We start from the raw sequence: 14,940 nt of genomic DNA on the forward strand, positions 1-14,940 counted from the left end.
AAGAAGGTCGCGCAAATGGCCGCGGTTCGGTGGTTCTCGTTGCGACGCTCATTGGGGTTGTGCTGGGCCAAGCGACATTGGTTCACGCGGAGCAGTTGATCTCACTGCGGAACGGCATGGTGTTGCGGGGCGTCTACCTGGAGGTCGCCAGCATGAACCAAAATGCGTTTTCGGCTGGCAATGAAGGCGGGATCCAAAACCGTCCCATTTGGGTTGTCGACGATGGGCTGCGGCGGACGTACGTGCACCGGCGAGGGATGGTCGCCGCCGAGCCACGCGATGTCCCCGACTTGCATGAGCGGATTGAATTTTTCCAGCCGGTGCCGGATGGGGGCGAGCAGGTCGCGTCCATCGGCCAGGCACTCGGGGTGACACCTTTCAATGAATTTGGGCGTCGGCGACTGGCCGTGCGAGGTCCCTCGGGATCTCCGTTCGCGATCCTGCAAGGCATCACCGAGCTGACGGCGAAGTACGCGAAGGTGGAGGCGCTGAAGACGGACGACTCGATCAACCTGGACATGCGAATTGCGACGTCCAGCATCAGCAGCGATCAGTTGCGGGACATCTTTCGCCGGAACACCGATCCCAAGAATGTCGACGCGCGGCTTAACGTCGTTCGGTTTTTTGCGGAGTCAGAGCGTTACGCAGACGCCCGTCGAGAGTTGGTTCGGATCTTGGATGAGTTCCCCGACAGTGCGGACCTCAAGCCGATCGTGGGTCAATATGTCGAAAACGAAGCCAGGCAGTTGCTGGAGCAAGCCGAGTTGCGACGGGAGTCCGGTCAGCCTCAATTGGCTCGCGCGATTCTGGACCAGTTTCCAACGCGAGTTGTCAGTCGCGTGACGCAGGTCAAGGTCGCGGACTTGCTCGGTTCGATGGAGGAGACCCAGCAGCAGGTCGACATGGTCCACCAGCGATTGGCGGCCTTGGTGGGTGAGTTGCAGGAGCCGGTCCAGGATTCGTTGGGCGGATTGGTTGCGGAAATCAAAGCGGAGCTGTCACCGGAAACGCTGCCCCGGTTGAGTGACTTCATTCGGATGGGTGGCAACGCGACGATGGATCCCGAAACACGCGTTTCGCTCGCGGTGGCCGGTTGGTTGCTTGGCAATGGTTCCGGGGAAACCAACTTGAAAATCGTCTTGTCGCTGATCGATGTGCGATCGCTGGTTCGCGAATTTTTGGTGGAAGAAGATCCCGGCAAACGGCAAGAGATTCTCACGCGACTGTCTTCGTTGGAAGGCGCGCGAGCGGACTACATTGCGAAGATGTTGCCGTTGATGAAGCCGCCCATGATCGATGCGATTCAGTCGGACTCGTCCATCGTCGCGGATCCGTCCGTGGCAGGGATGTTCCATGTCGGGTTGGATCAAAATGGATTTCATGTGGCGCAAGCCGAGGATCCATCCGCGATTCCGCCTGTTTCTTACGTGGTGCAGTTGCCGCCGGAGTACGACCCCAATCGCACTTATCCCTGTGTGGTCGCAATGCATGCCGCCGGTGCGATCGCGGAGACGCAGTTGAATTGGTGGTCAGGAGTCCCGCAGCAAGCGTTTTTGCAGCAGAGTTCCGATCCAGATCGAGTGGTGGATGAATCGTCGGTCGAGGAACCCGAACCGCCCGCAACGATGAGGTTGGGCCATTCGATCCGGCATGGTTTCATTGTGGTCGCCCCGCGATGGACGCGAGGCGGACAAGGCGACTACGAGTACACGATGCGAGAGCACGACGCGGTGTTGAGTTCGCTGCGTCACGCCCTGCGTCACTTCGCGATTGATTCTGACCGAGTGTTCATTGGCGGGCATGGGCCAGGTGGCACCGCGGCTTGGGACATTGCGATCTCGCATCCTGATTTGTGGGCGGGCATGATCAGTATCAGCAGTCGGCCTGGCAAGACGCTGTTGCACTACAACGAGAATTCCAAGTACGTGCCCGTTTACATCGTCAAGGGCGACAAAGACGGTGTGCCGTTGCGAGATTTTGGTGCCATTTACGATCGTTACATGACTTACGATCACGATGCGATGATCGTTTTGTATCGCGGTCGCGGTTTGGATTTCTTTTACGAGGAAGCCGACCGGATCTTTGAGTGGATGAAGACGCCTGGGCATCGCCGTCCCGCGCCCCCGGATGAATTGGAAGTCGTTTCAATGCGAGAGGGCGATCGGTATTTTTGGTGGCTGGAATGGGACGAAATGTTGCCTGGGTTGTCCATCAATCCCGTTCTTTGGGCGGATGCGGAACGACTGAAAGCCGCCCCGGTGAAGGCTCGCGTGATGGCCAACAACGAGGTCATCATCACGCAGGCTCCGTCGGATTCCTACACCGTTTGGCTGTACCCTCAGATGCCGCTGGATTTCAAGCAGACGATCACGGTTCGCTACCGCTCACGACGGAAGGACTTCACGTTTGATCAATCCGTGGGGGTGATGCTGGAGGATGTGCGTGTGCGGGCCGATCGGGAGCGTCCGTTTTGGGGGAAGGTGCAAATCCCCTGATCACCGCTTCCCTTGCGGCGGTGCGGCGAGGGGAGGGGGTGTGTGGGCCAGCCCTTCGTTCAGGCCGGCCACGTAACAACTCAACGCGGCCCAATTGACTGGTCTACTCTGCCGGTGTCCGGTGGACTACCTTGGTAAGGCGTACTGGAACGATTGAACACATGATCGTCGCCGCGTGATCGTTGGACAAAGATATCCCGATTGAGACATCCTGGATGAATGCACCTGAATCAAATTCCGCTGCCATCGGTGAAGCGGACATCAACTTGCTTCATGACGCTCGTCGACGAGTGCTGGATGAGTTGGGGAAGATCATTGTCGGCCAAGAGGAAGTCATTGATGAAATCCTGATCTGCTTGTTCAGTCGGGGGCACGTTTTGTTGGAAGGCGTGCCTGGATTGGCCAAGACGTTGATGATCAGCACGCTCGCCAAAACCTTGGATCTGTCATTCAGTCGCATTCAGTTCACTCCGGACCTGATGCCTGCCGACGTGACGGGCACCGAGATCATGGAAGAGGATCGTGCGACCGGGCATCGCGAATTGCGATTCATGCCGGGGCCGTTGTTCGCCAACGTGGTGCTGGCCGACGAAATCAACCGGACCCCACCCAAGACGCAGGCCTCGTTGTTGGAAGCGATGCAGGAACGGCAGGTCACGGCGGGTCGCGAACGGCACCAACTCGACGACCCGTTTTTTGTGTTGGCGACGCAGAACCCGATTGAGCAAGAAGGCACGTACCCGCTGCCGGAAGCTCAGCAAGACCGGTTCATGTTCAAAATCTATGTTGACTACCCATCGTTTGATGAAGAATTTGAAGTGGCCAGGCGGACCACGGGGACCGCGGTGGCGGAAGCCCTGCCGGTTCTTCGCGGTGAAGAGATTTTGCGACTGCAACAATTGGTTCGCCAAGTCCCCGTCAGCGATCACATCGTGCGTTACGCGTTGTCGTTGGTCAGACAAACTCGCGTTGGCGGTGAGGGTGTGCCGGAGTTCGTGGAGGACCTGGTGGGCTGGGGAGCTGGTCCGCGTGCGGTTCAGTTCTTGATCCTCGGCGGCAAGGCTCGCGCGTTGTTGCAAGGCCGCCATCACGTCCAAGTGGAAGACATCCAAGCTCTCGCACCGCCCGTACTGCGTCACCGGATGGTGGTGAACTTCGCTGCCGAAAGTGAAGGCATCACCAGCGACGAAGTGGTCGCCCGAATCATTGACGCCACCCCGACGACCGAGGACGAATTGTCTCGCGATGCCCGATTCCAAAAGATATTTGCGTCCTGAGGTCACCGCTCGCATTCGCCGGTTGGAATTGACCGCCCGGCGAGTGGTGGAGGGGTTTCTTTCAGGGATGCACCGAAGTCCATACTTCGGCCAATCGATCGAGTTTCTGCAGCACCGCCAGTATGTTCCCGGCGATGAGTTGCGGCATATCGATTGGAAGGTGTACGCGCGTCAGGATCGGCTGCACATCAAGCAGTACGAAGAGGAAACCAACCTGCGTTTGCAATTGTTGGTCGACTGCAGCGGCAGCATGTCGTACGGCGAAGGCGATGAGAACAAATTTCAGTACGCGGCATCGTTGGCAGCGTCGTTGGCTTACCTGGCGCTTCGCCAAAAGGATGCCTGCGGGCTGTACACGTTTGACACGCAGCTTCGTGACAGTGTCCCAGCGAAATCGAGTCAGCATCAACTCAACCGAATGTTGACTTGCCTGGCGTCCGCCGATCACGAAGGCGAGACCAGGCTCGATCAAGTCGCCAAGCAGCTGGCCGCCGCGATTCCCCGGGCTGGTGTGGTCTGCGTGATCTCCGATTTGCTCGGGGTGGAGGAACTGCAAGAAGGTCTGCGAGTTCTGAGAGCTCGCGGGCACGATGTCGCGTTGATCCATGTTTTGCACGACGATGAGATGGACTTTGACTTCACGGGGGCGACCCGCTTCGAAGGCTTGGAGGTTGAGTCGGCATTGAATTGCAATCCCGCGGCTCTTCGGGAAGGTTACCTCGAGGCACTCGATGGCTTTCTAGAAAAGACACGGCGAGCTTGTGGCCGGTTGAAAATTGATTACCTGCAAGTCCGAACCAGCGAGCCACTGGATGCGGTCCTGGCCCGTTTTCTCTCGGCTCGGCAAGCTCTCCCAAAACTTCGCAATTGAGCTGGTTCATCCATGGAAAACAATGCAATCAGTGGCCTGTCACGACTTACTTTTAGGGTAGTGGACGAGGCGACGAGTCCTGAACTGGCGTTAAATCCAAGGACTCGTCGCCTCGTCCACTACGAACAATCCTCACTTTTAACTTTGACAGACCACTAGGCTCCCCGCCTGTGGATCCTGAAAACACGGGCTGGAAGCCTATGACACACCTGTTTTCGTTCCCTCGAGTCCAACCTTTAAAGCACTAGCGTTTTGTTCCTTTATCCCGCCCTGTCGATTGGTTTCGCGTTTGTCGCGGTGCCGCTCTTGGTTCACCTGATCAACTTGCTTCGGCATCGCCGAACCAAGTGGGCGGCGATGGATTTCTTGCTGGCCAGTTACCGCAAGCAGCGCCGTTGGATTGTCTTGCGTCAGTTGTTGCTGTTGCTTTCGCGGTTGGCGGTGGCGGCATTGTTGATTGCGTTGCTGGCCGGGTTGGTGGGCGGACGTCAATGGATTGGTGCGCTCGGTGGTCAGACGACGCACCATGTGATCGTGTTGGATGACAGCTATTCGATGCAGCAAATCGTTTCTCGCCGGGGGACAGCGGATGAAGTCGCGGACGCGGAGGCAAACGGGTTGGTGGGCAACACCGCCTATGACCGGGCGCTGGCGTCGGTGGCCGGGTTGGTGAAGCGATTGGCAGCGGACGGCGACAGCCACACGCTCACGGTGATGCGAGCCAGTCGAGCCGCGATGGTTGCGGCCGGTGAAAACGCCTCGGCGGACGTCGCCGCGGATTTGTCCGCTCAAACGATTTCCCCCGATGGGCGGCAAGTCGAACGTTTGATGGCGACTCGGGCCTCGTCGCTGCGGACGGATTTGGTGTCGGCGATCGATTTGGCATCGGACCTGATTGCTGCTACCACGGCGGACTCTCAAACCTTGTATGTCGTCAGCGATTTCACTCAGCGTGATTGGGCGGCACCACGGCGGATGGCAGAGGCATTGGAGTCGGTCGACCAAGCCGGCGCAAAGATTCAGATGATCGATTGCGTGCCCAATCAAGCCAGCAACACCACTCGCAATCTCGCCATCACCGATCTGACTCCCACGCCCGATGTTTGGGTCGCAGGGGTTCCGGTTGTCGTCAATGTCACGGTCAAAAACTACTCGCCGCGAGAGGCAACCAACGTGGCTCTGTCCGCCAGCGTGATCACGTACGGTGACCAGGTCAAAACCGCGGACCCGACGCTCACGGTCAGTGGCGAAGTTCAGAACCTGCCAGTGATTTTGATTGACTCGATTCCCGGCGGGCAGCAACTGACGAAGTCGTTTCAGATCTTTGTCAACAAGGTCGGCACACACGTCGTTCAAGTCGATTTGCCAGCGGATGCGTTGGAGATTGACAACTCACGAGTTTGCACAATCCCGCTGGCCGATGCCCAGCGTGTGTTGGTGATCGATGGCGGCGATTCCGATGCGATTGGGGCCTATCATGTGTCCTCGGTTTTGGATCCAGGCAGTCAAGTTCGGATCGGTGCGATCCCCGAAGTGCAACCGGTCACCATGCTGAGAGATGTGACGGTCGAACAACTCTCACGCTATCGGGCGGTCTACTTGATTGATGTGCCCGAGCTTTCCAAGCGCGCGGTTGATTCGTTGAAGCAATACGTTCAAAACGGAGGCGGCTTGGCTTGGTTTTTGGGCGACGATGTCAACGCGGACAATTACAACACGTTGGTGGGTGGCAAAGCCGGTGGGTTGCTGCCGTTTGACATCGCCCCGACGGTTTCACTTGGCGATTTAGCGGATGAGTCGACCAAGTTGGTGCTCGGTAAGAACGCCGAGTTGCTGGGCCCAATCGCTTCGGCTGGGAACGGAATCTTTGGGTTGGTCAGCATTCGCCGGCAATGGGTTCCCGCTCGATCGGCCGCCGAGGAATTGAGGGAAGAGTTGTCGGGTGACGAGTCGGACACCGGTCCCATCGATGGCAGCGAAGAAATCCAATCGAATGTTCAAACATTGCTGGCTCGTGCTGATGAGACTCCGGTGGCAACGCTGCATGGGTTCGGGCGAGGCCGGGTGGTGACCGTGACGACGGGACTGGATGGCAATTGGAACAACTGGCCAGGTGACCCGACGTTTGTGGTCTTCTTGCTGCAAAGCAACGCGATGTTGTTCAGTGGGGCCGCTCCGCCCACCAGTCGCATGGTGGATTCGGTGGCTGAGATTGCTGTGCCCAGCGAAAGCTATCTGCCGACGGTCGTGTTGCTTCCACCGGCGGACGAACCTCCGCGATTGGAAATTGAATTGGAGGCGGCTGCAAACGAATCGTCGATCACTGTCTCGCCACGTGAATTGATCGTGGCGGACCAAGCGGGCTTGGACGAATTGTTGGTTCCCGGAACGATTGAATGGCAGCGCACGGGAACGGATGGTCAAACCAGCGTCTTGCCCGTTGCTTCGGTGCTGAATGTCGGTGAATCGGATTTGACTCGCGTGACCAGTGCCGAAGTGATCCGAGACTTGCTGCCATTGGAGGTCGAGTTTCTTTCTCCGGGGGATTGGGGCGACACAGGAGTTGGCGGCGGGATGTCGACGTTTTTGTTGGTGTTGTTGGCTCTGTTGATGTTGATGCTGGCGATCGAGCAAGCTCTGGCGGCGTGGGCGTCGTACCACGTTCGTCCGACCGGTGATGGAGGCAGCGGAAGCCGCCAACGTCGTGGCGTGAGAACCAGTCCCGCGTCGGAGATGCCGCGTCCGGCACCACGCGGTCGGTCTCGGAAACGAACCGTTGGTGCGTCCAGTCATGGCGACGATGATTCCGGTGAAACAGCGTCCAGTGCGAATTCATCCACGGCGGGAGCATCGCGATGAGTCCTTCAGAACAAGTCGTTTACGAATTCGCGAGAGCGTCACGCTTAGACGGATGGTGGGTTTGGGCTGCCGTGGTCTTGGGGTTGGCCGTGGCCTATTCCGCTTGTGTTCACTATTACAAACGCGATGTCGGCGAGCTTCGGCGTCCGGTGCGATGGACGTTGATCGGGCTGCGCTTGGTCGCGGTCACGGCGCTCGTGTTTTTGTTCTTTGACTTGGTTCGGCGGACGGAACGTCGGGTGACTCGCCCGAGTGAAGTCATTGTGATGGTCGATACCAGCCAAAGCATGTCGCTGCCTTCGGGCGATTCCATCGCAGCCCCCTCTCGCGTCGAACGGGCGCGTGAGTTGGTGGCCGATTCGGAGTTGGTGGAATCGTTTGCGGAAGAGCATCGAACCAGCGTTTACGTGTTTGACCAAGCGACCGAGCCTCGTTTGGTGCAAACGAAATTCGATCAAGAAATCACCGCGAACGACGAGCAATCGGCGATTGAGGATGCGTTGGTGGAACCGGTCAGTCCCTTTGTTTTGTTTGGCGGGTTTTGCTTGGCCGTCTTCGCGGTCGCGTCGCTGGTCGCTTTCGCGATGGGAGTGCTGGGGATCGGCAACGCGAAATCGGGTGCCCGGCGGAGAACCAGTGCCGTGGGGGCGGAGACTCCTGGTTCGGCTTCTGCGATTGGGTGGTCGCTGTTGGTCGCGGCGATCACGTTGGTCGTGGGGATCGTTTCCGTCGGCGGCGTTTACACAGTGCACACCGATCGCTCCTTGGCCCAGCTGATTGGTTGGGAACAGCGATCCGGATCGGATGAATCAGATGCTGAGTCGGATGATGCTGGCTCGGAAGATGCTGGCGATCAGTTGGACGGCGATCCTGAATCACCCACGATGAAAGCCGTCGATTGGGACGAGGTCATCGTGGCGGGCGGGGCTCAGAGCCGGATTGGAGACGCCTTGCGATCAGTTCTCGTGGATCACGACCCGACCACCTTGGCCGGAGTGATTGTGATCACCGACGGCCAGAACAATGGCGGGGCTTCGTTGTCATCGGCGTTGGCATTGGCTCGACGCGGCGAAGTGGCTGTCTACCCGGTCGGCTTGGGCAGCAGCCAGCCGCCCACCAACATTCGCGTGGTTGATTTGGAAGTCCCACGTCGTGTGTATCCTGGCGACAAGTTTGTTGTCGCGTCCGTGTTGCAGGCCACTGGGACCGCTCCGTTGGAAGTCGACGTGGAATTGGTGGACGCACTCGATACCGGCGAAGGGAGTTCCGTCAGCGAGCCTGGTTCGGCGGATGCAGTGACCAGCTTGCCTGGCGGCGTGGTGTTGGAAACCCAGCGAGTCAAGCTGGAACCCGACGCGACGCTCACGGACATTCGCTTTGAGATCGAACCACAAACGGTTGGTCGTCGGCGGCTGGCCGTTCGTGTCGTCGCTCCCGCGGAAGATCGCAACGCAAACGACAACATGCAAACGGCTCGCTATGAAGTGGTTGCTCGCAAGTTGCGAGTGTTGGCCATTGCGGGTGGTCCGACCCGCGAATATCGCTTCGTTCGCAACCTGTTGTTCCGCGACGAGTCCGTGCAACTTGATGTGTGGTTGCAAACCGGCGTTCAAGGCATGAGCCAAGACGCGGATGAGTTGCTGGCCCGATTCCCCGAAACCGCAGAAGAGTTGTTCGAGTACGACGCCGTGGTGATGTTCGATCCGGATTGGTCGGCAATTGATTCCGCGTCGCTCGAATTGATGGACCGCTTCATGACGCAGCAGGCCGGCGGTTTGGTCTTGGTGGCGGGGCCGGTTTTTCATCCCAAGATTTCTGGGGACCGATCGGACCCGCGTTCCAACCAAATCGGTGCTTTCTTCCCCGTGAATTTGGCCACCCGAGGCCCGTTGCTGGGTGGTGGTCGCCAAGGCGGTTCCGAAGCATGGCCGTTGAAGTTCACGCCAGAGTCCTCGCAAGCGGAATTTTTGTGGGTGGCAGATTCGCCCGAAGAAAGCTTTGAAATCTGGAATGACTTTGGTGGCTTCTACGACTATGTCGGAGTCAAAAGTGCAAAGCCTGGTGCGAAGGTCTACGCCTACTTCTCGGATCCTACCACGGAAGTCAGCGGCAGTTTGCCGATCTTCATGGCCAGTCAGTTTTATGGTGCCGGTCGAGTCTTCTTCCAAGGCAGTGGCGAAGTGTGGCGGTTGCGTGCGGCCGGTGATCGATACTTTGACAGCTACTACACCAAACTGATTCGTTGGGTCAGCGAAGGTCGGCTTCTGCGAGACAGCAATCGCGGCGTGTTGTTGGTCGACTCAGATCGAGCCATGGTGGGGCAGAACATCACGCTTCGAGCCGTGTTGGTTGACGATCAATTTCAGCCGCTGACGGAACCATCGGTGACCGCGAAATTGTTGGCTCCCGACGGAAAGATCAAGGACCTCAAGCTGACTCCTGCAGCGGATTCGCCTCGCGGTGGCACCTACACCGGCAACTTTGTCGCGACCAAAAGTGGTGGCTACGAGATTCAGTTGGCCGTGGGCGACGCTTTGGATGAACAACTGCTTCGCCAGAGTGTGCAGGTGCGGTTGCCGACCAGCGAATTGGAACGACCGCGACGAGCCGACGATGAATTGATGAACTTAGCGTCCGCGACACGTGGTGAATACGTTCCGGTGGATGAGTCAACGTCGATGAGCGATGTCAAAGCGACGTTGTCCGAGGCCATCGTGCCGCAATCGCAAGTCACCTTGTTGGCCGGCACCCCCGATTCCGCGTTCACGCTGCGTCGCAACGCGGTGTTGATGTGGTTGATCGCATCGGTGTTGACCTTCGAATGGGTGACACGCAGGTTGCATCGCTTGGCTTGACGTTTGTTGGGTCAGCCAGAGTCGAACCGTTGTCCCCGACTGTTTGCGTGCCGGCGTGGGATTGTCGAGCAGCGAAACGCGATCGCGGGAGACGTTTGACGCAGAGACGGTGAGTCGCGGAGACGCAGAGGAGTTTGTCGTCTTGGTTCCAAGCTGGACTTTGGCGGAGCCAGAGTAGAACAGTTGTCCCCAACTGTTTGCGAGCCGGCATGGAACTGTCGAGCGGCTTGACGCGATCGCGGGGGACGTTTGACGCAGAGACGGTGAGTCGCGGAGGCGCAGAGGAGTTTGTCGTCTTGGTTCCAAGCTGGATTTTGGCGGAGCAAGAGTAGAACAGTTGTCCCCAACTGTTTGCGTGCTGGCGTGGGATCGTCGAGCGGCGGGACGCGATCGCGGGAAACCTTGGACGAGAGAATGGTTCGGAGTTGGCGACTGGCCCGACGGAACAATTGAGACAATTGTTCTACACTGATCCAGAGTCGAACCGTTGTCCCCAACTGTTTGCGTGCTGGCGTCGAACTGTCGAGCAGCGTGACGCGATCGCGGGGGACGTTTGACGCAGAGGCGGTGAGTCGCGGAGACGCAGAGGAGTTTGTCGTCTTGGTTCCAAGTTGGACTTTGGCTGATCCAGAGTAGAACAGTTGTCCCCAACTGTTTGCGTGCTGGCGTGGGATCGTCGAGCAGCTTGATGCGATCGCGGGAAACCTTGGACGAGAGAATGGTTCGGAGTTGGCGACTGGCGCGACGGAACAATTGAGACAATTGTTCTACACTGATTCAGAGGAGATCAGTCGTCCTCAACTGTTTGCGAGCGGGGGTGGATTCGTCGAGCGGTCTGGCTTCGTTGCGAGTGAAGTTTGACGCGGAGGTGCGGGAGACGCAGAGGGTAGCACTTGGCTCTGGGAATTCATGCTGAAGGATTCTGGGCAGGCGGGATTTGTCAAAGCGTTGTGTTCCTCGGGGGATGCAATGTGTCATTGCGACTGGGCCTCCTCGGGCTCCCGTTTTTCACGCGTCGCGGGCGAGACTTCGAAAAGCTATGATTGTCAGGTGAGTTTCTCTTCTCTTTGATGATCACCATGACGCAGTCGCAACGAAAAATCTTGATCACCGGTGGTGCCGGCAACGTCGGTGGCTCCTTGGCGTGCCGGTTGGCCGAGTCATCCAACAACGAAGTCGTCGTGGTCGACAACCTGGTCACGGGCGATCGATCCAAGTTGCCTCCCGTGTCGGCCACGAATGTTCGGTTCATCAAAGCCGATGTGAACCGATTGGAGGATTTGTCGCCGATCATGACGGCCACGCGTTTTGATGCGGTGTTCCACTACGCGGCGCTCGTGGGGGTTCAACGGACGCTGGCCAATCCGGTCGCGGTGTTGGAAGACATCGACGGAATCCGCAACGTTTTGTCGCTGTCGAAAAACACGGGGGTGGGACGTGTGTTTTATGCCAGCAGCAGCGAGGTGTATGGCGAACCGGTGGAGATGCCACAGCACGAGCAAACGACGCCGTTGAACTCGCGATTGCCCTACGCGATCATCAAGAACTTGGGCGAGTCGTACTTCCGGTCGTACCACCAAGAGTTCGGGTTGCCGTTCAATGTGTTTCGATTCTTCAACACGTATGGGCCCAAGCAAACCACGGACTTTGTTGTTCCGAAGTTCATTGCCGCGGCGCTCGCTGGAGAAGACATTCCGGTTTATGGCGACGGGACGCAAACGCGAACGTTTTGCTTTGTGGATGACAACCTGGACACAACCACCCGCGTGTTGGACGACCCGACTTGGGCGTGCCAAACAATCAATGTCGGGAGCGACATCGAAATGACCATCAAGTCACTGGCGGAAACGGTGATCGAAATGACGGGCAGTTCGTCCAAGGTGGTGCATTTGCCGCCGCTTCCCGAGGGTGACATGACGCGTCGCTGCCCAGACATCACCAAAATGAAAAGGATTCTTGGCCGCGAGCTCACACCGCTCCACGAGGGGCTGAGCAAATTGATTGATACCGCGACTCAACGTTCTTCTTCTCAGGTCAACAACGGGTGAATACGCCACCACCTCCCGGGGACTCGACTCCCGGGCCTCCGTCGGATGACTCGGACAACGCTCCCGGCTCCGAAGCTGGTTGGGAGTCGATGACGGAGTCGCAAACGATCGGCGGCCAGGCGGCTGCGCGTCGGTTGTCGATGGGCGCGACGATGCCGCCGGCGGAAGTGCCCGGTGTGCGTCTGCAGCGTTTTCTGGGATCGGGTGCCTTTGGACAGGTTTGGGTTGGGCGTGATATCAACACCGGTCGCGGCGTTGCGGTCAAGTTCTACTTGCACCGCGGCGGTGTGAATTGGTCGCTGTTGTCGCGGGAAGTCAAGAACTTGGTCCAGTTGTCTGCTGACCGACATGTGGTGCAGGTCCTGGAAGTTGGCTGGGACGCGGACCCGCCGTACTACGTGATGGAGTTGATCGAAGGTGGTTCGCTGGAGGACATGTTGGTCCGCCGAGGGCGATTGCCGGTGGCGGAGTCGGTTGATCTGTTTCGGAAAATTTTGATTGGGCTGAATCACTGCCACGGCAAGGGCGTGCTGCACTGCGATATCAAGCCTGCGAATATTTTGTTGGCTGCTGACAACGAACCTCGCTTGGCTGACTTTGGTCAAAGCCGGATGTCGCACGACCAAACACCGGCCATGGGAACGCTGTTTTACATGGCGCCCGAACAAGCGGACTTTCAATCGTCACCGGACGCGCGATGGGATGTGTATGCGGCGGGAGCGATTTTGTATCGGATGTTGGCGGGGACGGCTCCGCACCGGGATCAGGCCTTGTTGTCTCAGTTGGATACCGCCGGATCGTTGCCAGGTCGCTTGGCTCGGTATCGCGAGGCGATTGCGCTGGCACCACCTGCCGCGGAACAGCTTTCGCGGCGGGACATCGACCGGTCGTTGAAAAAAGTCTTGCAGCAATGCTTGGACGTCGATCCGGAATCTCGGTACAGCAATGTTCAGCAGATTTTGGATGATCTGCATCACCGCGATAAAGCCCGCTCGCGGCGGCCGTTGATGTTGCTGGGGATTGTGGGGCCATTGTTGCTGATCATGGCGACTTGTTTCTTCGGCGCTCGCAGCATTGATTTGGCAACACGAACGGCGACGAAGGAGCTTCGCACCGAAGCGTTTGGAAGCAATCAATTTGCTGCTCGATTGGCTGCCCAAACGTTGGAAACAGAAATTCAACGCTACTTTGACCTGGTGCACGAGGAGGCCCAGCGAGAAACGTTTGAAGTCTTGCTGGCCGACTTGATTGAAGGCGAAACATCCAAGCCGGTGTTGGAACGGATTGCCTCTTCGTCCAGTCCTGTGGAAGCACTGGTCCGGGAAGATGCTCTCGCGGCCCGGGATATCTTGCTGGAACATCCGGCTCAGTTGCGTTTGGATGAGTATCTGTCTGAGCGGTTGGCGCAGTACCGTCAGGCATCTGAACCGGGCAAGCCTCGCCAGCGATTGGCGACGATGTTTGTGACGGATCGTGCCGGAACGATCATGACCATTGTGTATGGCAAATCGGTTCCAAGAGAGCAGAACAGTGTGGGGCGAAACTTCGCCTACCGTACCTACTACACCGGTCGCAAGGACGATTATCCGTCAACGATCCCGATGGAATCAGTGCAGCCGCTTCGCCATGCCCACTTGAGCTCGGCGTTTCAGAGCACTGCGACGAAGATGTGGAAGGTTGCGATCAGCACGCCGCTGTGGTTAGAAGACGGGAGTGTGGTTGTCAGTGGTCGTCGAGAGACACCGGACCGAGATCCAGACGCTGTGTTCGTGGCGACCATCAATTTAGGTGACTTTCAATTGTTGCAGCGGTCAGGTTCCGGGGACAATGCGGATGCTGCCAACCCCAGCCAAGTGGCAGTGTTGGTGGAGGCCCGCGAAGGTGATCTTCGCGGGACGGTCTTGCAGCATCCCTTGATGGATCAACTGCGAGAGAAGCGGCAGTCGTTCTCGGACAAGAGTTACCAGGTCGATGGTGCGACGATGGATCGGTTGCTCGAAGGCGGGGATGTCGACTATCGCGACCCGATGGCGAAAGCCTCGGTGGGCAACGGGTTCGGGGGCGAATGGATCGCGGCGATGGAACCGGTCACTCTGCCTCGGCCGACCCACGCTGCACCGCCCGCGGACGCGACACGTGAACGCGGCAGACCGCTTGGCATCGATGGGCGTCCGCTGCCAGGTTCCGAGGGGCAAACCGATTTGCTGGTGCTGGTTCAGTATCGATTGTCTGAAGTACTAGGGCCGGTGTCCGAGTTGCGTCGGTCGTTGCTGTTCGAAGGAGCGTTTGCGATCGCATCGATCTTGGGAATGACCTTGTTCTTGTGGTGGGTCGTTCGCCGTGTTAGCACGCAAGACGAGCGGCGTGCCGCCAAAGAAGACGAGTCGCCTGCACCGCAACAAGAACGGATCGAGACGATGACGTTGGGGTAAGGGAACGCGTTCTGAAAAAACGGTTTGGGCGGAGGAGTCTTGGCGTCAGAGTAGAACAGTTGTCCCCAACTGTTTGCGTGCCGGTTTGAAGTTGTCGAGCCGT

At 58.2% G+C, this 14,940-nt stretch carries 7 protein-coding genes; all 7 read left to right on the top strand.

What is annotated here, in order from left to right; genetic code table 11:
• Positions 1-29: 29 nt before the first annotated feature.
• Positions 30-2,495, top strand: coding sequence for an alpha/beta hydrolase (locus tag UH5x_RS00170; protein WP_482634293.1), 2,466 nt, complete (start codon positions 30-32; stop codon positions 2,493-2,495).
• A 215-nt stretch (positions 2,496-2,710) separates the two neighbouring features.
• Positions 2,711-3,772, top strand: a complete 1,062-nt coding sequence (locus UH5x_RS00175; protein ID WP_390173933.1) for an AAA family ATPase — start codon at positions 2,711-2,713, stop codon at positions 3,770-3,772.
• Positions 3,762-4,643, top strand: a complete 882-nt coding sequence (locus tag UH5x_RS00180; RefSeq protein WP_047814849.1) for a DUF58 domain-containing protein — start codon at positions 3,762-3,764, stop codon at positions 4,641-4,643. Before UH5x_RS00175 ends, UH5x_RS00180 begins: the two co-directional genes overlap by 11 nt.
• Before the next feature lie 252 nt (positions 4,644-4,895).
• On the top strand, positions 4,896-7,502 hold the full coding sequence (locus tag UH5x_RS00185; RefSeq protein WP_482634294.1) for a BatA domain-containing protein: 2,607 nt from the start codon (positions 4,896-4,898) through the stop codon (positions 7,500-7,502).
• On the top strand, positions 7,499-10,357 hold the full coding sequence (locus UH5x_RS00190) for a VWA domain-containing protein (RefSeq protein WP_482634295.1): 2,859 nt from the start codon (positions 7,499-7,501) through the stop codon (positions 10,355-10,357). The genes UH5x_RS00185 and UH5x_RS00190 overlap by 4 nt, the downstream gene beginning before the upstream one ends.
• A gap of 1,043 nt (positions 10,358-11,400) precedes the next feature.
• On the top strand, positions 11,401-12,405 hold the full coding sequence (locus UH5x_RS00195) for an NAD-dependent epimerase/dehydratase family protein (RefSeq protein WP_482634296.1): 1,005 nt from the start codon (positions 11,401-11,403) through the stop codon (positions 12,403-12,405).
• Positions 12,406-12,494: 89 nt separating this feature from the next.
• Positions 12,495-14,837 (top strand): serine/threonine-protein kinase, encoded by a 2,343-nt coding sequence (locus UH5x_RS00200; RefSeq protein WP_083434968.1) that lies wholly within the window; start codon positions 12,495-12,497, stop codon positions 14,835-14,837.
• Positions 14,838-14,940: the final 103 nt, after the last annotated feature.

It is taken from the genome of Rhodopirellula sp. UH5 (genome assembly GCF_056839225.1).